This is a genomic window from Tatumella ptyseos ATCC 33301 (genome assembly GCF_000735525.1).
Classification (GTDB): domain Bacteria; phylum Pseudomonadota; class Gammaproteobacteria; order Enterobacterales; family Enterobacteriaceae; genus Tatumella; species Tatumella ptyseos.
In genome coordinates, this window is sequence record NZ_JMPR01000047.1 from 44,508 (window position 1) to 67,536 (window position 23,029).

Genomic DNA, 23,029 nt, shown 5'->3' on the forward strand with positions numbered 1-23,029 from the left:
TCTCAGTTCATCCCTGAAAATGGTCCGTTACGCGAAAACGTCCTGTTACTCGCGAAACAACGCTTCAATGCTAAGACCCTGTCCCTGTAAGATTTCCCGTAACCGACGTAAACCTTCCACCTGAATCTGGCGGACACGTTCACGGGTCAGAGAAATTTCCTGCCCGACATCTTCCAGAGTCGCGGCTTCATAGCCCAGCAGCCCAAAGCGGCGGGCCAGAACTTCACGCTGTTTTGGATTCAGCTCGTACAGCCATTTAACAATGCTCTGTTTCATATCATTGTTCTGGGTACGATCTTCAGGACCGCTGTCATTATCGTCAGACAAAATATCCAGCAGCGCCTTATCCGACTCTCCCCCTAACGGGGTATCAACAGACGTTATACGTTCGTTAAGTTTCAGCATCCTGCTGACATCTTCAACCGGTTTATCCAGTTCTCCGGCAATTTCTTCTGCACTTGGCTCATGGTCAAGGACATGAGCCAGTTCTCTGGCGGTCCGCAGATAGACATTAAGCTCTTTCACAATATGAATAGGCAGACGGATAGTCCGTGTCTGATTCATAATTGCACGCTCAATCGTCTGGCGGATCCACCAGGTCGCATAAGTTGAGAAACGGAATCCACGTTCAGGATCAAATTTCTCAACCGCGCGGATCAGGCCGAGATTCCCTTCTTCAATCAGGTCAAGCAGTGCCAGACCACGATTGTTGTAACGCCGCGATATTTTCACTACCAGACGCAGGTTACTTTCGATCATACGGCGACGTGCTGCCACGTCACCGCGTAAAGCCCGACGGGCAAAGAAAACTTCTTCTTCGGCGGTCAGTAACGGAGAAAATCCAATTTCCCCAAGGTAGAGTTGAGTGGCATCCAGAACACGCTGAGACGTCGCCTGAGTCAGCTGATCATCTTCTGTTACGTCATCATCTTTAGAGTCATTTGCTACTAATGCATTCTCATCAAAGGCTTCGTTGCCATTGTCATCAAACGCATCTTCCTGTAACTCACTATCTTTAAGTGTATTTCGGTTCATCAATGGCTCCTCCCCTTATCCCGGACAGAGCCATCTCAGCCCTGCCTGTTATCGTTGCGGCAAATAGCGCAACGGATTGACGGATTTCCCCTTGTAACGAATTTCAAAATGCAGTCTGACTGAGCTTGTTCCTGTGCTCCCCATCGTTGCAATTTTTTGTCCTGCGCTGACTTCCTGTTGTTCGCGGACCAGCATCGTGTCGTTATGCGCATACGCACTCAGGTAATCGTCATTGTGTTTAATGATGATCAGGTTTCCATATCCCCTGAGCGCATTACCGGCATAAACCACACGACCCGCAGCAGTAGCAACCACTGGTTGTCCCCGGGAGCCGGCAATATCGATCCCTTTATTGCCGCCTTCGGAGGCTGAGAAGCTATCAATAATTTTTCCTTCTGTCGGCCAGCGCCAGGTAGTGATAGGCGCGGAGCTGACTGAAGTACTGCTTGCCGTCGGTGGATTGACCGGTGCCGTGATAGGTGCTGAAGCACTGCCCACAACCGGTGATCTCGACGGTAATAACTTACTGCCACTATTAGCGGTGCTGTTTGTTTCGTCACCCGAATCATCAGAATACGTAATAACTGGTTGCTGTGCAACCGGCCTTACAGAAGGCGTAGCCGATGGATTTGTGGAAGGTTGAGAGGAATCAGCGATTGAAATTGCATTGCCACCTGTGATTGGCTGCCCGGAACTGTTACCTACCTGCAGCACCTGTCCTACATGGAGAGAGTAAGGGGCGGCAACATTATTACGCTGCGCCAAATCACGGAAATCGTTACCGGTGATCCAGGCAATATAGAACAAGGTATCACCGCGTCTTACGGTATAGGTCGGTCCGTTGTAACTGCCTTTCGGAATGTTCCCATACGTACGATCATAAACAATATGTCCGTTTTCTGTACGTACCGGTGCCTGAACCGGTTCAGCCGTACGCTGTACCGGACGGTAGGTCATGCTGCTACCCGGGCCGGAGGGAACGGTACCGTTAATGACCGGCGCTGTCGGAACACGTCCGTAAGAGGCCGGTGCATCACTGGTGTGACCGCCGGCACTGCCGTTGATGGCAGAGATAGGAGCTTGAGTATTATCATCAGAGCTACATCCCGCCAGTGCGACTGCCGCAAAGGTTAAAAACGCCAGTCGGCGTAATGGAAATAATTGAAAAGTTGTGCTTCCCGTGCTCATCGTTCCCCCGGATAACAAAAGGAAGAGATATGACACCCTGCCGGCTGCAAGCCGTTAAGATCTGTGCGTCCCGGCAAGGGTCACTATAAAGGCGGGTGACACTGACTGTCCTGTCAGCGACACGCTGCGCGACCTGTTTTCGTTTAATTCACCAGCCTGTCAGGCTAAGTCCCCCTGGATAAGAGGGACAAAACGCACAGGCTCGATCACATCATCAATATAATCATCACCTGAACGTTGTATACGTCGTAATACCTGATGTTCATCGCCTACCGGCAATACCATCACTCCCTGTTCACTCAGCTGACCGCATAAAGCCGCCGGGATTTCCGGGGGTGCCGCGGTGACTATAATAGCATCAAATGGCCCCCGGGAAGGCCAGCCCAGCCAGCCATCGCCATGGCGGGTAGAGATATTATGCAAATCCAGCAGCTTCAGTCGCCGTTTCGCCTGCCACTGTAGCCCCTTAATCCGTTCTACAGAATAAACATGATCAACAAGGTGAGCCAGGATGGCTGTCTGATAACCGGAGCCGGTACCGATTTCCAGCACCCTGGAATGCGGTGTCACCCCGAGCAGCTCAGTCATCCGGGCCACCATGTAAGGCTGGGAGATAGTCTGTCCGTAGCCAATCGGTAACGCATTATTATCCCATGCCTTGTGTTCAAACGCTTCATCAATGAAATGCTCACGAGGGACATCGGCGATGGCACGTAAAATATGCTCATCACCGATCCCCTGTCGGCGCAGTTGCGCCAGTAACATTTCAATGCGTTTGTTCAGCATGGCAGCGCGACCTCTGCATGCTCCAGCCAGTCTGCCAGTGTTTCCTGAGCAGGATGAGCGGTCAGATCGGCGTCCAGAGCGGTAATTGAGATATACCCCTGTTCAACCGCCGCAAAGTCGGTACCGGGACCGGCATCCAGCGTGCCTCCCAGCGGACCTATCCAGTAAATTGTCTCACCACGAGGATCCTGTTGGGTGATCACCTGGTCGGCAGGATGCCGGCGTCCGCAACGGGTCACCCGGTAGCCTTTAATTTCTGACAACGGCACATCCGGCACATTGATATTCAGTACCCGTCCGGTCCGTAATGGCACACGCTGCAACGCCTGCAGGATAGCGCAGGTGGCGGCGGCAGCCGTTTCATAATGACGTTGCCCGTGTAAGGAGATAGCCAGCGCCGGCAGCCCCAGATGGCGACCTTCCATCGCCGCGGCAACCGTTCCGGAGTAAATCACGTCGTCCCCCAGGTTCGGGCCGGCGTTGATGCCGGAAACGACAATATCCGGCTTCGGGTGCATCAGGGTGTTAACGCCCAGAAAAACACAATCGGTCGGTGTGCCCATCAATACGGCAATATCACCGTTACTGTGGGTAAACGTGCGCAGCGGTGATTCCAGCGTCAGGGCATTTGAGGCCCCGCTCCGGTTACGATCCGGAGCGACCACTTGTACATCAGCCATTGAACGTAATGCACTGGCCAGTACCTGGATGCCCGGTGCGAAAACACCATCATCATTACTCAGCAATATCCTCAAACACACCTCCCTGGAATAACAGTTCACGGACAACACTGGTCGCGAAACTGCCGGCCGGAAGCCAGAAATCCAGTTTCAGCGTGGCATCATCCAGCCACTGCCAGTGCATATTTTTCGGGACCACCAGCATTGCTCTGCGGGCCGCATCGGTTTTTTCTTTGCACAACAAAGTACAGAGTTCCGGATTCTGGTCCAGGATCTGCTGTTCAAACAACTTTGCCTCTTCCTGCGGGCCGGCCTCACCACGACCGGCCAGCGGTGCGGTCAGGCGAAGTTCATGACGCTGCACACGCCCCCGCACGTCCTCCAGTTCATCGTCTTTCACGACAAACCAGCTACCGCGACCGGTAAGCTGCACACAATCGCCCCGCATCAGTGTCTGCAGGTCACCCTGCGCCGCCAGCCGTGCGCTGGTCACCTGATTAAACATAGCACTTCGCGCTGCCGAGAGCAGTAAACTGCGCTTATTCCGATCACGGACCGTGATTTCACCACAGGCCCACTGGGTTACCATGGTCAGGTTATGACCATCACGACCGAATCGCTGCTCACCGAAGTAGTTAACCGCTCCGGCTTCAGCAATCAGGGCGAGTCGCTGTTCGGCCGCATCACGATCACTGATGTTACGCAGGATCAGGCTAAAAGCGTTACCGGCCAGTGCCCCGGTACGGATTTTTCGTTTATGCCGCGAAACATGTAAAATTTCACAGCCTTCCAAAGCAAAGCCACCCATATCGGGCATTTCTTTACCCGGCAGCCGTAAGCAGAATGTCTGCTCGGTCACCGCATGGCGGTCTTTCATGCCGGCAAAACTGACTTCACGGGCCGGTATTTTCAGATAACGGGCCAGGGCATCGGCCACAAACCGCGTGTTGCATCCGGTTTTACGCAAACGCACCAGCAGCTGTTCCCCTTCGCCATCCGGCTGATATCCAAGGTCTTCTGTCACACGGAAATCATCGGCCGTGGCACGCATGACGCCGGAAACCGTAGGCTTACCGTGCAGATACTGCAGTTCACTCATTTTCATCGGGCTGCCGCCGTCAGAAGTGCCACCGCTTCACAGGCAATGCCTTCACCGCGGCCGGTAAAGCCCAGCTTTTCTGTCGTCGTGGCTTTCACATTGACCTGGTCCATATGACAGCCGAGGTCTTCAGCAATGTTAATACGCATCTGAGCGATATGGGGCAGCATCTTAGGTGCCTGTGCAATCAACGTGATGTCGACATTCCCGATGTCATACCCTTTCTGGCGAATGCGGGACCAGGCTTCACGCAACAGCCCGCGGCTGTCGGCGCCTTTAAACGCCGGGTCCGTGTCCGGGAACAATTTACCGATGTCTCCCATCGCGACTGCACCTAATAAAGCATCCGTCAGGGCATGTAAGGCAACATCGCCATCGGAATGGGCAATAAACCCTTGCTCAAAAGGAATTCTGACACCGCCAATGACCAGCGGGCCTTCTCCGCCAAAGGCGTGAACATCAAAACCATGGCCGATACGCATCATGCGTTCTCCTCTTTCTGCCTGCGGGTTAAAAAGAAATCTGCCAGCGCCAAATCTTCAGGACGGGTCACTTTGATATTATCACTGCGCCCCTGGATAAGCCGGGGATGGTACCCGCAATACTCCAGTGCCGAAGCTTCATCTGTGATGGTGGCTCCGTCATTCATCGCCTGACGCAGGCACTGCTTTAAGAGTGCTAACGGAAATAACTGGGGGGTCAGCGCATGCCAGAGCGCCTCGCGGTCGACCGTATGTTCAATATCGCAGCCCCCCGGGATGGCACGTTTCATCGTGTCAGAGACCGGTGAGGCCAGAATGCCCCCGACCTCACTGACCGCCCTCAGCGCCAGTAAACGGTGCAGGTCATCCGGATGCAGGCAGGGACGCGCAGCATCATGCACCAGTACCCATTCTGCCCCGCCTGCCGCCTGCAGTCCGGCATAGACCGAATCTGCCCGGGAGCTTCCCCCGGTGACAGTCATAATACGCGGGTCAGATGCCAGCGGTAATCGATGAAACTGGTCATCGTCGGGATGCAGAGCTACCACGACGTTACTGACAGCAGGGTGAGTAAATAAAGAAGTGATACTGTATTCGAGCAGAGTACGCTGACCGAGAGTCATGTACTGTTTCGGACGATCGGACTGCATCCGGCTGCCGATACCGGCCGCCGGAACTACAGCAATCACATCCGGAAAGGATACGGTGCTAGTCATTGTTGTCGTTTTTATCGTTGTTGGTTTGACACCACAGATTGTGTAGTGCGTTTATTTTGCTCTGTTACCAGACGATAGAAAGTTTCACCGGGACGAATCATACCCAGTTCATTACGTGCCCGTTCTTCGATAGCTTCCGAACCTTCGTTCAGATCGTCTATCTCCGCGAACAGCTGATCATTTCGCGTTTTAAGTTTGGCATTGATTGCCTGCTGAGCCACGACTTCCTGATTAACCGTAGTGTAATCATGAATACCGTTTTTACCCAGCCAAAGCGAGTATTGCAGCCAGCCAAGTAAAATCAGTAACAATATTGTCAGTTTTCCCATCCCCGCCCCCTGAAAAACCGCTCAATCATCCCATAACTTTCGGCAGGACTCCACTGTGGCAACCAAAATGTCGTATTTTTCATGAAAATTCTGTAATAAAAATGCGGTACCGACCGTAATAACATGGCTGTTTTTCAGAAAAGATCCTCAGGACAGGCCCTAATTCCAGCCGGCAAGGAAGGAAAATAACACCCAGAAAAAAGAAATCACAATCAGAAGCGTAAATAGCAGGGTCAGGAACAAACGGCGGTTAAGCCAGATAGAAAACGCAATCCCCACAATGACGGACACCGGCAGTAATGCCAGAAAGAACGGCCAGGTATACATAAAGAAGAACAATACGCTGGCACCAAAGTAGAAAAATGGCGTTGCCAGCGCAAATAAATACGCAAAAAAACCAATAACCCCGCCGGAAAGAGAGGCACCGCTGCCCTCTTCCGGCGGAATTGATTGTCTGGCAAGCAATGAAGTGACGTTCAGCATATCGATCCTGTGATTACGTTACAGGGGCAGAAATTCGCCCTGTAATCTCAAAGATCGATAATATCTTTCCTGCGTAACAGATCGATGATTTCGTCACTCAGTTTTGTAACGAATTGTTCGCCATCAAGATGCAGTTCTGGCTGCTCAGGAGCCTCATAAACCGCATCAATACCGGTGAAATTGGTCAGTTCTCCGGCACGGGCTTTACGGTACAGCCCTTTCGGATCACGCGCTTCACAGACCTGCAGCGGGGTATCCACAAAGACCTCAATAAACTGTTCCGCCGGCAGCAATTCCCTGACCATCTGTCGCTCACTACGATGCGGGGAAATAAAGGCCGTCAGCACCAGTAAACCGGCATCTGCCATCAGTTTTGCTACCTCACCAACCCGGCGAATATTTTCTTTGCGGTCGGCATCGCTGAACCCCAGATCGCGACATAATCCGTGGCGGACATTATCGCCATCCAGCAGGAAGGTATTGACCCCCTGCTGAAATAATCGCTGTTCGACCGCATCCGCCAGGGTCGACTTTCCCGACCCTGAAAGTCCGGTAAACCAGACAACAGCACCACGATGCCCCTGTCGCTGCTGGCGATCTTCCCGGGTAATACTGTGCGGATGCCAGACCACATTTTCATCATGCTCAGCCATTAACGGCCTCCGGAGAGATCACGGGCACCCCAGTGAGGGAAATGCTTACGAACCAGTGCATTCAGCTCACGTTCAAATTCGCTGTACTGATGGCCCGTGGTATCTTCAGCCTCATCACGCAAGGCAGAGATCATCCCGGCACCGACCGTCACATTGCTGAGACGATCGATAAAAATCAGTCCGCCAGTGACCGGGTTGTCAGTATAAGGGTCAATCACCAGTGGCTCATCAAAGGTCAGGACAACTTTACCGATACCGTTCAGGGGTAATTCGTCAACCGCCGCCGTCTCCAGGGTGTTAATATTGACCTGATGAACAATATGGTCAACGGTTGCCCGGGCCTGCTTACCGGCAACTTTGATACCATAGGTTTTTCCGGCCGTCAGCGGGGCTTCCGCCATCCAGACCACATCCGCTTCGGCAGATTGTACCGGCTTCAGGGTTTCCTCTGCATCGACCAGCAAATCCCCCCGGCTGATATCCACTTCGTCACTCAGTACCAGCGTAATGGCTTCCCCGACGGAGGCTTCCTGCAGGTCGCCATCAAAGGTGACAATCCGCGCGATGGTGGAACGAACCCCGGAAGGCAGAACCTTGACGGCCTGCCCGGTACGGACGGTGCCTGAGGCCAGTGTGCCGGCATACCCGCGGAAATCCAGATTCGGGCGGTTCACATACTGCACCGGGAAACGCATGGGTTGCTCAACGGTCGGCGGAACAATTTCTACCGTTTCCAGAATCTGTAACAGAGAAGGCCCGGTGTACCACGGCATATGCTCACTGCTGCTGGCAACATTATCTCCGGTCAGTGCGGAAAGGGGCACAAAACGGATATCCAGGTCATCCGGCAGCTGGCTTGCAAAATCCAGGTAATCCTGACGGATATCATTAAAGACCTGCTCACTGAAATCCACCAGGTCCATCTTATTCACCGCCACCACCAGGTGTTTGATCCCCAGCAGGGTTGAGATATAGCTGTGACGACGGGTCTGATCCAGTACCCCTTTACGGGCATCGATCAGCAAAATTGAGAGGTCACAGGTCGAGGCTCCGGTCGCCATATTCCGGGTGTATTGCTCATGGCCCGGGGTATCCGCAATAATAAACTTACGTTTTTCGGTAGAAAAATAGCGGTAAGCCACATCAATGGTAATGCCCTGCTCACGTTCTGCCTGCAGCCCGTCCACCAGCAATGCCAGATCCAGTTTTTCACCCTGGGTTCCGTGACGCTTGCTGTCATTTTGCAGTGATGAGAGCTGATCTTCATAAATCTGACGGGTATCATGCAGTAACCGGCCGATCAGCGTACTCTTGCCGTCATCGACGCTGCCGCAGGTCAGAAACCGGAGCAGACTTTTATGTTGTTGTGCGGTCAGCCAGGCTTCCACTCCGCCCTGAGCCGCAATTTCCTGTGCTAATACTTCATTCATGGCAGTTTCCTCAGAAATATCCCTGGCGTTTTTTGAGTTCCATAGACCCGGACTGATCACGGTCAATCACACGGCCCTGGCGTTCACTGGTCGTGGAAACCAGCATTTCCTCAATGATCTCCGGCAGTGTTTCCGCCTGCGATTCGACGGCACCGGTCAGTGGCCAGCATCCGAGAGTACGGAAACGCACCATGCGGTTTTTAATTTCCTCTCCGGGTTTGAGATCGATACGGTCATCATCAATCATCATCAGCATACCGTCACGCTCCAGTACCGGACGTTCAGCGGCCAGGTAAAGCGGTACGATTTCGATATTTTCAAGGAAGATGTATTGCCAGATATCCAGTTCCGTCCAGTTAGACAGCGGGAACACACGGATACTTTCGCCTTTGTTAATCTGCCCGTTGTAGTTATGCCACAGCTCCGGACGCTGGTTTTTCGGGTCCCAGCGGTGAAAACGGTCACGGAAAGAATAGAGACGCTCTTTGGCACGGGATTTCTCTTCGTCACGGCGTGCGCCACCGAACGCGGCATCAAAACCGTACTTATTCAGCGCCTGTTTCAGACCTTCGGTCTTCATGATGTCCGTGTGCTTAGCACTGCCGTGAACGAACGGGTTAATCCCCATCGCTACCCCTTCCGGGTTACGGTGAACCAGTAACTCGGCACCGATCGCTTTAACTGTGCGGTCACGGAACTCGTACATTTCACGGAATTTCCAGCCGGTATCCACATGCAGCAACGGGAAAGGTAATTTCCCCGGATAGAAGGCTTTACGGGCCAGATGCAACATCACTGAGGAATCTTTACCAATGGAGTACATCATCACCGGGTTGCTGAACTCGGCAGCCACCTCACGGATGATATGAATACTCTCTGCCTCAAGCTGACGCAGATGAGTCAATCGTTTCTGATCCATACAACTTTTCCTCAAACAGAAGGGTTCAGCCGCGGGTCGTCGTCGACCTGCGATGATGAAGTTTGAAACCAGGCAAGCTGATCCTGTAAAAGAACCACCTCACCAATAACCAGTAACGCCGGAGACGGTGCCTGCTGTGCAAGTTCGCCCAGTCCGGCCAGGGTACCTTTACTCACCTGCTGATCCGCACGGGTGCCGCGGCTGATAATCGCCACCGGCGTGTGTGGTTCCCGCCCGTGGGCAATAAGCTCGCGGCTGATGGTTTCTGCATTCATCGCGCCCATATAGATAGCCAGCGTCTGGCGCGCACGGGCCAGAGAAGGCCAGTCAAGCTCGCTGCCTGGCTGGCAATGTCCGGTAATAAAAAGCACACTCTGCGAGTGGTCACGGTGTGTCAGCGGGATCCCCGCATACGCCGTGGCTCCGGAGGCGGCCGTGATCCCCGGGATCACCTGGAAAGGGATACCGGCCTCCGCTGCGACCTGCAATTCTTCGCCACCACGACCAAAAATAAACGGGTCACCGCCTTTCAGACGAACCACCCGCTTACCTTCCTGCGCCAGGCGGACCAGTAAACGGTTGGTCTCTTCCTGGATAACCAGGTGCGCCCCTGCCCGCTTACCGACACAAATACGCTCAGCATCCCGTCGGGTTAAGTCCAGAATCTCGTCACTGACCAGATAGTCATACAGCACGACATCGGCCAGTTGCAGAACCTGTAATCCGCGCAGGGTCAGCAGCCCCGGGTCTCCCGGACCGGCCCCCACCAGATAAATTTCCCCTTTCGGGGTGCTGTGCTGATGCAGTTCCTGCTCTGCTATTTTTTCGGCTTCCTGCTGACGGCCAGCCGCGACCAGTGCCGTAAAACGGCCGCCGAACAGGCGTTCCCAGTAATAGCGACGCTGGGTGACATCCGGCAAATGTTGCTTCACCCGGTCACGCCATTCGCCGGCAATCCTGGCCACCTCTCCGAGACTGGCCGGCAGCAGAGACTCCAGCTTTTCGCGCCAGAATCTGGCCAGTACCGGTGCTTTCCCCCCGGAAGAGATCGCCACCACCAGCGGTGAGCGGTCCACAATCGAGGGAAAGATAAAACTGCAACGCGCCTGATCATCTACCACGTTGACCAGCTTCTGCCGTTGTTCCGCCGCGTTATACACCCGCTGATTCAGCGCATTATCATTTGTTGCCGCAATCACCAGAAACACCGCATCCAGCTGCGACTCTTCAAATTCTGTCGCCAGCCAGATCAATTGCTGCTGCTGGTGCAGAGTTGCCAGCTCTTCACAAAGCTTCCGCGCGACCACATAGACCTTCGCGCCGGCGCGATGCAGTAAACTAATTTTTCGTGCAGCAATATCTCCGCCGCCCACCACTAAAACGGGCCGGTTCCGGAGCTCTGCAAATAGGGGAAGGTAATCCACGGTCACCTGGTTGTTATTAACTTAGAATAATAATGACTATACGACTGACAGGGCCGGTTTGAAATGTCGATTTGGAATGAGCTGTAACTTAATGGAATATGCAAAGCTTATGCGTATTCTGAATAAGTCATCTTATCCCCCGTGATAGCACGGTATTCAGCACAGGCAGGGCAGGAGAAAAGGGAAAATAACTATTTTCCGGGCACCTGAAAATATTTCATCTATAAATCAGTAAATTAATGGCGACGTTCAGGAACGCATTCAGAAAGGGAGACAGTACGAAAACGCTGCACGATACCGGGAGCATCGTGCAGCGACAGATTAACCTTCGTGCAGGCCGCACTCACGTTTCAGACCAAAAAATCGTGTTTCTTCTTCGGCCATACCGGGTTCCCATTTCCGCGTAGTATGGGTATCTCCCACTGACAGATAGCCCTGGTCCCATAACGGATGGTACGACAGCCCGTGTTGTTTCAGGTACTGGTACACCTGGCGGTTATCCCAGTCAATGATCGGCAGGATCTTAAATATGCCGCGCTGAACAGAAAGTACCGGCAGTCCGGCACGGCTCTGCGATTGTTCCCGGCGAAGTCCGGCAAACCATGACGATGCCTGCAGGGTTTCCAGGGCACGGTTCATCGGCTCGACTTTATTGAGGGTATTATATTTTTCGATACCCTCAACCCCCTGCTCCCAGAGTTTCCCGTAGCGGGCTTCCTGCCATGCCGGTGATTCGCTGGCACGGAATACCTGCAGGTTCAGTTGTAACTGATCCGTCAGCCGGTCAATAAACTGATAGGTTTCCGGAAACAGATACCCCGTATCGGTCAGGATCACCGGGATATCCGGTCGCTGGCGGGTCACCAGGTGCAGACAGACTGCGGCCTGGATCCCGAAGCTGGAACTGAGTACCACGTTACCGGGCAGATTCTCCAGTGCCCATGCCACCCGCTGTTCTGCGGTCAGTGCTTCCAGTTGCTGATTCACTTCACTCAGCGCCTGCTGTTGCTCTGTTTTATCCAGTGCATTCAGTTCGGATAACCTGAGAGACATAGCTACCTCCGTTATTCCCAGAAATCACGGGCAGGATCGAGTACCGGCCGGATAATGCCCGCCCGGATCACATAATCGCCGAAACCTTCGTCCGTCTGACGTTCACAGGCCCAGCGGCCAATCAGTTCATCCAATACCGACAGGATTTCCTGCTGACTGATATTTTCACGGTACATCCGCGGGATACGCGTACCGATGCGGTTGCCTCCGAGATGAAGATTATAGCGGCCGGGGGCTTTCCCCACTAATCCAATCTCTGCCAGCAGTGCACGGCCACAGCCGTTCGGACACCCGGTCACCCGCAGGACAATATGTTCATCGCCCACCCCGTGACGGGACAAAATGGTTTCTACCTCATCCACAAACGCCGGCAGGAAGCGTTCTGCTTCGGCCATCGCCAGCGGGCAGGTCGGGAATGCCACACAAGCCATGGAATTTTCACGCTGAACACTGACGGATTCCATCAGGCCATGTTCACGGGCCAGGTCTTCGATGATCTGCTTTTGCGATCCCGCCACCCCGGCGACGATCAGGTTCTGGTTAGCCGTCAGACGGAAGTCGCCCTGATGGATTTTGGCAATTTCAGCAATCCCGGTTTTCAGGGAACGGCCCGGATAGTCCAGCAAACGACCGTTTTCAATAAACAGAGTCAGGTGCCATTGATTATCGATGCCTTTGATCCAGCCAAAACGGTCGCCGCGGGTGGTAAATTCATACGGACGGACGGGTTCAAAAGTGATCCCGGCCCGTTTTTCGACTTCGGCTTTAAAGACGTCCACCCCGACCCGTTCCAGGGTGTATTTGGTCTTGGCATTTTTACGATCGGTCCGGTTCCCCCAGTCACGCTGGGTAGTCACCACTGCGGTGGCGACATCAAGCGTTTTATCCAGCGGCAGGAAGCCGATTTCGGTCGCGGTACGGGCATAGGTCGCTTTATTACCGTGGTCAATGGATAATCCGCCCCCCAGCAACAGGTTGAACCCCGCCAGTTTGCCGTTTTCAGCCACTGCCACAAAGTTCATGTCATTCGCATGCAAATCAACATCATTGTTCGGCGGAATGACCACCGTGGTCTTGAATTTACGCGGCAGATACGTCTCGCCGAGGATCGGCTCTTCATCGGTGGTCGCCACTTTTTCCTGGTCCCACCAGATTTCCGCGTACGCACGGGTCCGGGGTAGCAGGTGCTCAGAAAGGCGTTTCGCCCATTCGTAGGCTTCCTGATGTAATTCAGATTCCACCGGGTTCGACGTACAGAGCACATTGCGGTTCACGTCGTTTGCCGTCGCCAGGGCATCGAGCCCCGCTTCATGCAGCATCTGATGGGCCGGTTTCACGTTTTTCTTCAGGATCCCGTGGAACTGGAAGGTCTGACGGTTAGTCAGACGGATGCTGCCATAAAGGGTTTTATCGGTGGCAAAGCGGTCAATCGCCAGCCACTGCTGCGGCGTAATAATCCCGCCAGGCAGACGGCAACGCAGCATCATGGCATGACGCGGCTCCAGTTTCTGCGCTGCGCGGCTGGCACGGATATCACGATCATCCTGCTGATACATGCCGTGAAAGCGGATCAGCAAAAAGTTATCGCCGCGGAATCCGCCGGTCAGGCCGTCGGACAAATCATCGGTGATCGTGCCGCGCAGAAAGTGGCTCTCTTTTTTCAGGCGCTCGGCATCCGTCAGTTTGCCTTCGACCACTAACGGGCCGGGATTTTTATCACTCATTAGTACACATCTCGCTGGTAACGGCGCGCCACGCGCAGCTCACTCAAATATTCGTCGGCAGCTTCGCTATCCATCTGCCCCTGTTCGGCAATGATCTCAATCAGGGCCTGTTCAACATCTTTTGCCATACGGCTGGCATCGCCACAGACATAAAGATGTGCACCTTCCTCAATCCAGCGCCAGACTTCTGCCCCTTGCTCACGGAGTTTGTCCTGCACATAAATTTTTTCCTGCTGGTCACGGGACCAGGCCAGATCGATACGGGTCAGCAGGCCGTCTTTCACATATTTCTGCCATTCGACCTGATAGAGAAAGTCCTCGGTGAAGTGCGGGTTACCGAAGAACAGCCAGTTTTTACCCTCAGCACCGTCATTGTCTCTCTGCTGAATAAACGCACGGAAAGGGGCGATCCCGGTGCCGGGGCCAATCATGATCACCGGGGTCTGCGGGTTTTCAGGCAAACGAAAATTATCGTTATGTTCGATAAACACCCGCACCTCGCCGTCTTCTTCCAGCCGGTCAGCCAGGAAGCCGGAGGCTCCGCCGCTGCGTTCGCGGCCTTCAATATCATAACGGACCACACCGACCGTAATATGCACTTCATCTTCGGCTTCGGCCTGAGAGGAGGCAATCGAATAAAGACGCGGCGTCAGCGGCCGTAACAGGTCTGTTAACTGCTCTGCCCGCAATTCGACCGGTGCATGGCGAACCATATCGACAATCGGCCACCGTTGCGCATAAGCCTGCAGCGCAGCCTTATCTCCGGCCATCGACAACAGTTCACTGTGCCCGGACAGGTGTGCATACTTTTCCACAATCTGCGGGGTATTGACCGTCAGTTCAAAATGCTGTTGTAACGCGGTTGCCAGAGGCAATGACTGGCCGGCAACACTGACCTCCTGCTTTCCGTCCAGCCACAATAATCCCAGCAGCTCTTCCACCAGTTGCGGGTCATTGTCAAACCAGACGCCCAGCGCATCCCCTGGCTGATAGCGCAGACCGGAATTGCCCAGATCTATCTCCAGATGACGGATATCTTTCTGCGAGTCATTGCCGGTAATTTTCTGATTTACGGCCAGCGACGCGACCAGGGGTTGTTCTTTGGTATACGGAGTACTGTCAATTTCGTCACTGGCACCGGAGGCAGCCTGTGATACCGCCGCATCGGAGACCGCCGGTAACCGCTGCTGCAGTAACGCCACAATCTCCTGGCGCCACTGATCGGCTGTCGCCTGATAATCCACATCTGCATCACCGCGGGTCAGCAGTCGCTCTGCACCGAGATCCGCCAGACGCTGGTCGAAGTCTTTACCGGCCTGACAGAAAAACTCATAGGAACTGTCGCCCAGGCCAAAGACCGCAAATGCCGTCGACTTCATTTCCGGCGCTTTTTTCGACATCAGGTATTTATGTAAGGCCACAGCCTCTTCCGGCGGTTCACCTTCCCCCTGGGTCGATGTCACCACCAGCAACCATTTTTCCTGAGCGATTTGCTTAAATTTGTAATCGCCGGCATTCACCAGAGAAACCACCACTCCGGTGGCCAGTAAATCGTCCCGTAGCTGCTCAGCCAGCCGTCTGGCGTTGCCGGTCTGTGATGCGGAAAGAATAGTGACGGTCGGTGCCGGGGCGGCCTGCGGGCTTGTGCCTGCGGACGAAGCGGTGGTCGCGGCAACCGGCGTATCGCCGCTTAACCGTCCCCAGAAATAGCCGGAGAGCCAGGCCATCTGGGTCACAGAAAAATCCTGCGTCGCAGCCTGTAATTGGGCGAGTTGTTCTGCCGAAAGCGGAAGCTGTGGGGCCTTATTGGTCATTGCGTTTCGTAGTCCAGTATCAGCGGCGAAAAATAGAATCAGTAAATGTAAGGTTAACGGAGAGAGTATGCCGGTAAAAGACAGCTTATGCATATCACATAACCAAATTGCCTAACGGGTTTTATCACTAATATTAACCAGTAAAAGTGGTAAGCGATAAACTTCTGCCATCTGTCGGAGACTGGTATCGGTTACAAAGGGAATATCAGGGAAAAGTGTGAGAAATGCCAGGTTTTGCGGTAGAATCTGCGGCTTTTACACTCGGGAAGAATTATGTCAGTTACTACACTCTTTAAAGAATTTCAGTTCGAAGCGGCTCACTATTTACCCCATGTCCCGGACGGGCATAAATGCGGACGCCTGCATGGGCATTCTTTCCTTGTTCGTCTGGAAATTACAGGTGAAGTGGACCCGCACACCGGCTGGGTGATGGACTTTGCTGAACTGAAGGCACGCTTTAAGCCTCTCTATGAACAGCTGGACCATCATTACCTGAATGAGATTGACGGACTGGAAAACCCGACCAGCGAAGTTCTGGCGGCCTGGATCTGGCAGAAAATGAAACCTGAATTGCCGTTACTGAGCGCAGTCATGATCAAAGAAACCTGTACCGCTGGCTGTGTCTATCGCGGACAGGCATAACGCAGAAAAAAACAGACTTACCGATTGCCGGCCATCCTCAGACCGCCGGCACCGGTTCAGGCAATATTCAGATACTTATGGGTCTGCATTGATAGCCGCCAGTTGCGGGCAATACACGCAGAGATACAAAGCTCCGTGGCTTCTTTCTTACAGCTAATAGGCTGCAGAGCAATAATACGTGACTTATCGTCCTGTACCTGCGCCAGTAACTGCTCCAGAGCTTCAATGTCCCGCTCACGGGCCACCGGATGTTTGATTTCATCCGCACGGATCAGCGCCGGAGTCAGTACATCATAGCCGCCACGCATATTCACTTTCGGTGAGACCGTGACCCAGGTGTTATCTGAACACTGAATCGGGTGCGTGCCGCTGGTTTCAATCTGACAACTGTAGCCAAAAGCTTCCAGTGCCGTGGTAAGCGGACGCAGATCATAAATTGCCGGCTCGCCGCCGGTGATCACCACGTGGCGTGCCGTCCATTGCTGCTCACTGATAATTTTCAGCAGCGTTAACGGTTCAGCATTGCCCCACTGCTCGCTTTCAACCGTTTTAATCAGAATATCCCCGACAGGGACCTCGTTATCGGCGAATTTTTCCCAGGTATGTTTGGTGTCACACCAGCTGCACCCGACAGGACACCCCTGTAAACGGATAAAAATGGCCGGTACACCGGTATAAAAGCCTTCGCCCTGAAGGGTTTGAAACATTTCGTTAATCGGGTACAGCATCACTTGCTCAATCATTACAAAAGATAATCGACCATTATTACAGATCTTCCGCCGCAGATCATGCCTGATCCGGCGGCGAAAGCATTCTGTGATCGTTTCTTACCGGATTAATTCACCGCCAGATGACCGGTTTCATCACTGATGATCCCTTTAATCAGTTTGATCAGGGCATCACTCTGGGTCGCGGTTTTTGCCCGGCCACTGCCGGTACAATAATCCGACCAGTATTTCACCCGACTGGCCGCATTCGTGGTAGAGACATAGTAAAATTCAACTTTACTGGTATTCGTCTGCGGACGGGCAAGCAGACCTTCTTCAATTTTACGGCACAGATCATAGGTTTTCAGATACTTGTCGGTCACTTTATGCGGATGGGTATTGTCATTACCGTCCGAGATCATAATAAAGACCTTACGCCGGTTTTGCCCTTCCATCATCACCGGCACCGAGCGTACGAGGGCTGATGACAAATGTGTCCAGCCATAAGGCTCCATGGACTGAAACTCATGCAACTGATCCGCATCTCCGGTCAGAGGAATAAGCCAGGCTTTCGGTGAACGATTTACCAGATTATTCGTGCTTTTATTCCACCACCCTGCCTGGCGGCACATCTCGTTATATCCCCAGGCATAGGTCCCGTCCAGCGGGGTCAGTGGCATGGGCAGGGTAATGATGGCTTCATCGGAGAACATTTTATTCAGCGTCGCCGGATAATCGATGGCGTCATCATGCTCTATGGTAAACGTTGTCACTTGCCTGGACTGTATCTTCGCAGCCCGGAGAAATTCGCGCTGAATAATCGCCTGAGATTTGGCTGAAAAAATATCATCATCCGGGTCACGCGGATCAGAGCAACTGTACTGATACCTTCCCGCTTTCTGACCGTAAGTACTGTTCGTCCGGCACCAGGAAGCCTTCATATTGGCCTCACTGATTGCCGGGGGAGAGGCCGCCACATACCTGTGGTAATAATTGTAACGAGCCTCATCCATCAGATAGGTTTGCCTGTTCAGGGCCTGATAGGCAGAAGTCGTTGCCGTGCGTTTATCGGCCCAGAAGGCATAATCAATATTCCAGTCGTCTTTGGGTACAAAAAGCACACTGCACCCGAGCATAGCGCCCCCCCGCTGGTTTTTACCGGGTAATTTCACCACCACACCGGTGCTGAACGGCACGATAGCAATACGGGATTCCGGGCTGGCGCCGACCACATAATCAGTGATTTCAGCAAAGACACTTTTCAGCATCTTCATCCGCGAGCCAATCTGGGAAGTCGAGAAATCAACGATAAAGACATAGTCTGCCGGTTTTGAAATGTATTTTTTGACATGCCCCTCACTGGCATTGAGCGTGTAATTATGGCTATTGCCGGTCAGCGTCCGGTGGCGGAACAGGTAAGGCAGGTCCAGGGAAATCGCCACATTGTAATAGGTATAGCGAATATCGGAGGAAGACTGATTTTGATCCTGAACAACGGTGAAATCTACCTGCGGTGTGCCTTGCATCGCCGGGAAGTAATATTTCATCCATGCGGCGACCATCGCTTTTCCGGCCGCGATTTCTTCTTTCCCCGCGGCCGTCTGAGTGTCATTCGCGAGGGAGGATGCCGATACCGCCAGCGATGCTTCAGACGCCGCATCGGCCATTCTGGCTTTACTGGCCAGCCCCGCCGCACTGTTAATGCCCAAAGCCATTAACACAATCAGTATCGGTAACAGGATGGCAAAAGGGACTATCAGTACCCCCCGTTCACTGGCCAGACGGGAGGTCAACGCTCTCAGTTTTTCTATAAACATTTCCGTATGTCTTCCGCAGTAGTCAGATGATAGAAATGACGGGATTTCCCCTGAAGGCAAAACAAGGCGGGTAATGAAAGAGGCCGGTATTTTGCGACCCAGATACCGGAAGTATCTCTCAGGTATCTGGCGGCACCGGACAACGCCGGCCCGCCGGGAGAGATATCGATCAGCGTGACATCCAGTTGACGTGACAGCGTACGGCTGAAATAGAGTTGCCGGTTAATTTCCCGGGCCAACTGGTTCTCTTTCCCCTGCTGCGTGTTGAGGAAAATAATGGCCTGTTTTTTCTGTCCGCCGCTGCTCTGAGCGGCGTCACTGCCGGACGGGAAGACACACGCCAGCAGTAACAGCGTACCGGGTATCACCGGCAATCGCGTAATAAATTTCATGTCGCTCCCTGCTTATCGTGCCAGCACGATATTACTGACCGTGATGGTCTCGGGTAAGGCTCCGCTACTACGTAACAATGCAGACAGGCTGCCCCGTGGTGCCGGAACACTGAGAGAGACCTGATAGAGTGGTACCCAGCGTCCGCGAATGCTTAGCGGAGAGAGCTGCAGATTTTCCGTCAGTGCCGGTGCATTGACCTCACATTTAGATTTACCTGCGCTGGTTTTCTGGTATTTATCGACCTGACGGGTCGTGGTCTCTTTGAAGCTGACGCTTTCTAACCGTACACACAGAGAGGACACCGTACTGTCCTGTGCCAGGAATTTTGCCAATGACGCCAGTTCCGTGACCTCATTGCTGCCGGGCGTTTCCTGCCCGTTGTATAACGTGCTGCGCTCACGGATAACAGCCGCCAGCGAGTAATTAATCCGTTCTGCTTTACTGCGGGCCATCAGCCAGAATCCGTAATCCATGGCGGCCACGGTGAGTACCGACAGAAAGACAAAAATAAATGCCGCCTCCACGACCACTGACCCCTGCGGGTTACGGAGAAATGCCCCTATGCGCTGTCTGTAATCCATATCATTCATTCCCTGATTCATATTCCTGGACATACAACAATTGCCGGGAGAGGTAATTATCCAGTGAATTAAACAGATTATTAACAGCGCTATTTCCGGCGAAAGTAAATAATAGCGGACGATAACGATAACGGACCGAATAAAGGGCCAGCGGAAAATTTCGTCCGTCCGTACTGTTACAGTTACCGTTCACCGCCGCGCTGACAGAATTGCAATAACGCACCGTCAGGGTGAAATTACTGGCATCAATAAACATATCCCAGAAACTGCTTTGCTGGCGGATATTGCTGGCAAAAACCTCTGTGTAATTACTGTCACTGCTTTCTGTGCGGGACGTTATCCTGGCAGCCTCTGATAAGGTGAGATCAATACTCGCGGAAACATAGACAAAACGGTTGACCTCAAAAAAGAGGAAGATAAAAAAGATAAAAATAATAAAGATAAAGGAGAACTCAATGGTGATCACTCCCTGCTCCGGTCTGACCCGCCGCCACAATGCCCTGATGCTTTTTTTCATCGTCCATCCTTTGACTGCGTCTGACAATAAAGTGAATCAAAAACTCTGGACCCGGAACAGATCCGCCACCAGCATGTCTGGGTTCTTCGCATAGTTGCCGCGTTTGATAATCTCTTTGGCGTAACGTAAATCCCCTGTTTTCGCCAGAGCAAAGGCCAGATTATGTTCCAGTTGCGGGTTATGGTAGCCCCGCAGATACACCGGCAGCAGCATCTGTACGGCCTCGTGGTAACGTTTCTGGACGATATAGACCATCGCGATATTGTTAACGACTGATTCTTCCTGAAAATAGGCGTTTCGCGCAGCATCAAAGCTCACCAGAGCACTTTTAAGGTCACCGTTTTCAGCCTGAATAACTCCCCGCAGGTTCAGCGCCTCCCCGCTGTGATTATCTTTATTCAGCGCCATGCCAACGAAATTCAGCGCTTCTTTATATTTTTTTAAGGAACTGAGATTTTTACTCTGCAGCAGAGAGACTTTTGTCGCTGTATTTTTGCCCATCAGTTTATTCAGATGGTACAGCGAGGATTTATAATCCCCGGATAAATAATAATATTCTGCCAGTTGATAGCGGACCTCCGGCGAGTCATTGGTTTTCAGCGCTTGTTGCTTCAGACTGATAAGCCCCGAGTAATTTCGGGCTTTCAGCAGCAATTGTTCGTCACTCGAGCCTTCAGGCAGTGAGAAACGCTGCCCCCCGATGGTGGCTGATGGTTCACTGCATCCACTGACAAAACTCACCGCAATGGCGAAAAATACTGTTGTTATCCTTAACTTACCCATTGGACATCACCCTCATTACACCCGGCGCAGCGACAATCACCACGACAGGAAACATAAAAAACAGGATCAGCGGCACACTCATTTTGGCCCCGAGCTGACCGATTTTTTCTTCGGTCCCCAGCAGCTGAACTTCCCTGATCTCGCGCGCCAGTTCGATTAATTGCTCGTACATGGACGAACCGTAACGAATACTTTGCTGTAACATGGCACAAAACATCCGCGTTTCGGCGGAAGGTAATTCGCGGTAAAAATGGTCCAGAGCCACGCTCAGACCGCTGACCTCAGTACGCCTTACCAGCCTTGTCAGAAACGGGACAAAGTCAGGGTTAATCCCGTCCATTTTATCCGCCAGAAAACTGAAGGCCTGTTCGATGGTCATTCCGCACTGTACACTCACGGCCAGTAACTCGATCATCCACGGTAATTCTGCGCTAAGTGTTTTCAGCCGCCGTTTTACAAACATGGCGCGGGCCATACCGGGCAGAATAATGGTGGCAACCAGACTAAAAACGCCAGCCATCAGCCAGGATTCACGACTCAGTTCACTGCCACTGGCCCGGAAAACCACGACGATGATGCCAAAGGCCAGCACAGCCAGCAGAACTTTGCTCAGGATACTGCCATCCAGCCGGCGATAGAGATTGAGTAGCGGGTTATTCTGCTCAAGGACGGCTTCCGTATGATGATGCTCTTTAAGCTGCTGTATTTTCAGTCGGTGCGTCCCGGCATCCACCACCGTCATGGCTTTCTGCAGTTTATTCGAGCGATACTTCCGTTCACCGTAAACAGCGGCTACCAGAGCAATACCAGTAACAGCAATAAGTAATAACGGGCTTATCATCAGAGCTTCCTCATCAGAAATTTAATGACCATCAGTCCGAACAGTTCACTGCCAATCAGGTAATAGAGCAGTACTTTTCCCCGTTCATCGTGCAGCACAAACTCAAAATTTTCCGGACTGATAAATTTCAGCAGGATCAGAAAAATAAAGGGGATGGCCCCGGTGATCCGCGCGGACATCCGCATTTCTGAGGTCATGGACAGCATTTTCTTTTCCATAGCAATGCCGCTGCCAATTGAGCGCTGAAGTTTTGCCAGAACCTCTCTCAGACGGCCGCCACTGTTGATATTCAGCAGAATAGCGACAATGAAAAAATAATATTCCCGGTACGGATAGTGCTGCCAGGACTCCATAAATACCGTTTCCGCCGGTTCCCCAAGATTGAGCCGTCGTGAAAGTGTGCGAAACTCTCCTGCCAGAGCGTTATCGCGACTCTGGCTGTAATCGCTCATCGCCTGCAGAAATGTGCGCCCCGAGGAGATTGCCCCGTTAATGGTGGTCAGTGCTTCGCTAAAGTCAGCAGAAAACTGTTTCCTGCGCCGCTTTTTCAGCATGCCGTAGAACACGACAAAACACCCCACTCCGGCAACACCCGCGACCCAACTGCCAGGGAAACCAATATAGAGTCCGTTCAGTGTGGTGATCCCTGCCGCGGCCCCGGCCGGAAATGCCAGATGCTTCATCAGCATCACCGGACTTCCCGCATAAAATACCCGGTAAATCCCGGCAAGCTTTGTCAGCATAATGTGCTGCAGTCGGGACAGCAGGGACGCCTGCGTATTTTCGCTGTCTTTCTGGTTGATCAGGGATTGCAGTACCTGCCGTCTCTGTACCGAACGGGTTAACGCTTTTCGGGTTGACTGATTTCGCTGCAACACCAGCCATAACACCAGTACGGCGATAATCAGTGAGGCTAAAAACAGAACACTCATC

The 23,029-nt window shown here is 52.9% G+C and carries 25 protein-coding genes; 1 reads left to right on the forward strand and 24 read right to left on the reverse strand.

Translation table 11 applies throughout. The features are described from left to right. Positions 1 to 45: 45 nt before the first annotated feature. The 16 genes from rpoS to cysJ form a co-directional block, all read right to left on the reverse strand. Positions 46 to 1,035, reverse strand: coding sequence for an RNA polymerase sigma factor RpoS (rpoS, locus tag GTPT_RS15045; protein WP_029989900.1), 990 nt, complete (start codon positions 1,033 to 1,035; stop codon positions 46 to 48). A gap of 48 nt (positions 1,036 to 1,083) precedes the next feature. Next, the gene (gene nlpD, locus GTPT_RS15050; RefSeq protein WP_029989898.1) at positions 1,084 to 2,223 is read right to left on the reverse strand and encodes a murein hydrolase activator NlpD; all 1,140 of its coding nucleotides are present in this window, start codon (positions 2,221 to 2,223) and stop codon (positions 1,084 to 1,086) included. Between the two features lie 159 nt (positions 2,224 to 2,382). After that, positions 2,383 to 3,009 (reverse strand): protein-L-isoaspartate(D-aspartate) O-methyltransferase, encoded by a 627-nt coding sequence (locus GTPT_RS15055; RefSeq protein WP_025902590.1) that lies wholly within the window; start codon positions 3,007 to 3,009, stop codon positions 2,383 to 2,385. Beyond that, entirely contained in the window at positions 3,003 to 3,764 is a 762-nt protein-coding gene (surE, locus tag GTPT_RS15060) for a 5'/3'-nucleotidase SurE (protein WP_025902591.1), read from the reverse strand. The genes GTPT_RS15055 and surE overlap by 7 nt, the downstream gene beginning before the upstream one ends. After that, positions 3,745 to 4,794: a tRNA pseudouridine(13) synthase TruD gene (gene truD, locus GTPT_RS15065; RefSeq protein WP_029989897.1), complete on the reverse strand. Its 1,050-nt coding sequence runs from the start codon at positions 4,792 to 4,794 to the stop codon at positions 3,745 to 3,747. The genes surE and truD overlap by 20 nt, the downstream gene beginning before the upstream one ends. Further along, positions 4,791 to 5,270, reverse strand: a complete 480-nt coding sequence (gene ispF, locus GTPT_RS15070) for a 2-C-methyl-D-erythritol 2,4-cyclodiphosphate synthase (protein ID WP_025902593.1) — start codon at positions 5,268 to 5,270, stop codon at positions 4,791 to 4,793. Before ispF ends, truD begins: the two co-directional genes overlap by 4 nt. After that, the gene (gene ispD, locus GTPT_RS15075) at positions 5,270 to 5,986 is read right to left on the reverse strand and encodes a 2-C-methyl-D-erythritol 4-phosphate cytidylyltransferase (RefSeq protein ID WP_029989896.1); all 717 of its coding nucleotides are present in this window, start codon (positions 5,984 to 5,986) and stop codon (positions 5,270 to 5,272) included. Before ispD ends, ispF begins: the two co-directional genes overlap by 1 nt. A gap of 11 nt (positions 5,987 to 5,997) precedes the next feature. Next, positions 5,998 to 6,315 carry a cell division protein FtsB gene (gene ftsB, locus GTPT_RS15080; protein WP_025902595.1) on the reverse strand — a complete coding sequence of 106 codons (318 nt, stop codon included), beginning with the start codon at positions 6,313 to 6,315 and terminating at the stop codon, positions 5,998 to 6,000. A 159-nt stretch (positions 6,316 to 6,474) separates the two neighbouring features. Further along, positions 6,475 to 6,798, reverse strand: coding sequence for a DUF3561 family protein (locus GTPT_RS15085; RefSeq protein ID WP_025902596.1), 324 nt, complete (start codon positions 6,796 to 6,798; stop codon positions 6,475 to 6,477). Between the two features lie 47 nt (positions 6,799 to 6,845). Next, positions 6,846 to 7,451 carry an adenylyl-sulfate kinase gene (gene cysC, locus GTPT_RS15090; protein WP_029989895.1) on the reverse strand — a complete coding sequence of 202 codons (606 nt, stop codon included), beginning with the start codon at positions 7,449 to 7,451 and terminating at the stop codon, positions 6,846 to 6,848. Beyond that, entirely contained in the window at positions 7,451 to 8,881 is a 1,431-nt protein-coding gene (gene cysN, locus GTPT_RS15095) for a sulfate adenylyltransferase subunit CysN (protein WP_029989894.1), read from the reverse strand. Before cysN ends, cysC begins: the two co-directional genes overlap by 1 nt. A gap of 10 nt (positions 8,882 to 8,891) precedes the next feature. Then, positions 8,892 to 9,800 carry a sulfate adenylyltransferase subunit CysD gene (gene cysD / locus GTPT_RS15100; RefSeq protein WP_029989893.1) on the reverse strand — a complete coding sequence of 303 codons (909 nt, stop codon included), beginning with the start codon at positions 9,798 to 9,800 and terminating at the stop codon, positions 8,892 to 8,894. Between the two features lie 11 nt (positions 9,801 to 9,811). Beyond that, positions 9,812 to 11,224, reverse strand: a complete 1,413-nt coding sequence (gene cysG / locus GTPT_RS15105; RefSeq protein ID WP_025902600.1) for a siroheme synthase CysG — start codon at positions 11,222 to 11,224, stop codon at positions 9,812 to 9,814. A gap of 321 nt (positions 11,225 to 11,545) precedes the next feature. Continuing rightward, entirely contained in the window at positions 11,546 to 12,277 is a 732-nt protein-coding gene (locus tag GTPT_RS15110) for a phosphoadenylyl-sulfate reductase (protein ID WP_025902601.1), read from the reverse strand. A gap of 11 nt (positions 12,278 to 12,288) precedes the next feature. Beyond that, complete coding sequence (gene cysI / locus GTPT_RS15115) at positions 12,289 to 14,001, reverse strand: assimilatory sulfite reductase (NADPH) hemoprotein subunit (protein WP_029989892.1); 1,713 nt, start codon at positions 13,999 to 14,001, stop codon at positions 12,289 to 12,291. Next, positions 14,001 to 15,815 (reverse strand): NADPH-dependent assimilatory sulfite reductase flavoprotein subunit, encoded by a 1,815-nt coding sequence (cysJ, locus tag GTPT_RS15120; RefSeq protein WP_025902603.1) that lies wholly within the window; start codon positions 15,813 to 15,815, stop codon positions 14,001 to 14,003. The genes cysI and cysJ overlap by 1 nt, the downstream gene beginning before the upstream one ends. Before the next feature lie 273 nt (positions 15,816 to 16,088). On the opposite strand from cysJ, the gene queD reads away from it, so the two are divergent. After that, a complete protein-coding gene (gene queD, locus GTPT_RS15125) occupies positions 16,089 to 16,457 on the forward strand; it encodes a 6-carboxytetrahydropterin synthase QueD (RefSeq protein ID WP_025902604.1) in 369 nt (122 codons plus the stop codon). A gap of 56 nt (positions 16,458 to 16,513) precedes the next feature. On the opposite strand, the gene queE is transcribed toward queD, so the two are convergent. The 8 genes from queE to GTPT_RS16790 form a co-directional block, all read right to left on the reverse strand. After that, the gene (queE, locus tag GTPT_RS15130; RefSeq protein WP_025902605.1) at positions 16,514 to 17,185 is read right to left on the reverse strand and encodes a 7-carboxy-7-deazaguanine synthase QueE; all 672 of its coding nucleotides are present in this window, start codon (positions 17,183 to 17,185) and stop codon (positions 16,514 to 16,516) included. A 107-nt stretch (positions 17,186 to 17,292) separates the two neighbouring features. Further along, on the reverse strand, positions 17,293 to 18,981 hold the full coding sequence (locus GTPT_RS15135; RefSeq protein ID WP_025902606.1) for a pilus assembly protein: 1,689 nt from the start codon (positions 18,979 to 18,981) through the stop codon (positions 17,293 to 17,295). Beyond that, positions 18,972 to 19,373 (reverse strand): hypothetical protein, encoded by a 402-nt coding sequence (locus tag GTPT_RS15140; protein WP_025902607.1) that lies wholly within the window; start codon positions 19,371 to 19,373, stop codon positions 18,972 to 18,974. Before GTPT_RS15140 ends, GTPT_RS15135 begins: the two co-directional genes overlap by 10 nt. Positions 19,374 to 19,385: 12 nt before the next feature. Next, positions 19,386 to 19,955, reverse strand: a complete 570-nt coding sequence (tadF, locus tag GTPT_RS15145) for a tight adherence pilus pseudopilin TadF (protein ID WP_160318971.1) — start codon at positions 19,953 to 19,955, stop codon at positions 19,386 to 19,388. 1 nt (position 19,956) lies between these two features. After that, positions 19,957 to 20,472: a TadE/TadG family type IV pilus assembly protein gene (locus GTPT_RS15150; protein WP_025902609.1), complete on the reverse strand. Its 516-nt coding sequence runs from the start codon at positions 20,470 to 20,472 to the stop codon at positions 19,957 to 19,959. A 36-nt stretch (positions 20,473 to 20,508) separates the two neighbouring features. After that, positions 20,509 to 21,255: a tetratricopeptide repeat protein gene (locus GTPT_RS15155; protein WP_029989890.1), complete on the reverse strand. Its 747-nt coding sequence runs from the start codon at positions 21,253 to 21,255 to the stop codon at positions 20,509 to 20,511. Beyond that, on the reverse strand, positions 21,248 to 22,096 hold the full coding sequence (locus tag GTPT_RS15160; RefSeq protein WP_025902611.1) for a type II secretion system F family protein: 849 nt from the start codon (positions 22,094 to 22,096) through the stop codon (positions 21,248 to 21,250). The genes GTPT_RS15155 and GTPT_RS15160 overlap by 8 nt, the downstream gene beginning before the upstream one ends. Then, complete coding sequence (locus GTPT_RS16790) at positions 22,096 to 23,028, reverse strand: type II secretion system F family protein (protein WP_051170718.1); 933 nt, start codon at positions 23,026 to 23,028, stop codon at positions 22,096 to 22,098. The genes GTPT_RS15160 and GTPT_RS16790 overlap by 1 nt, the downstream gene beginning before the upstream one ends. Between the last annotated feature and the right edge of the window lies 1 nt (position 23,029).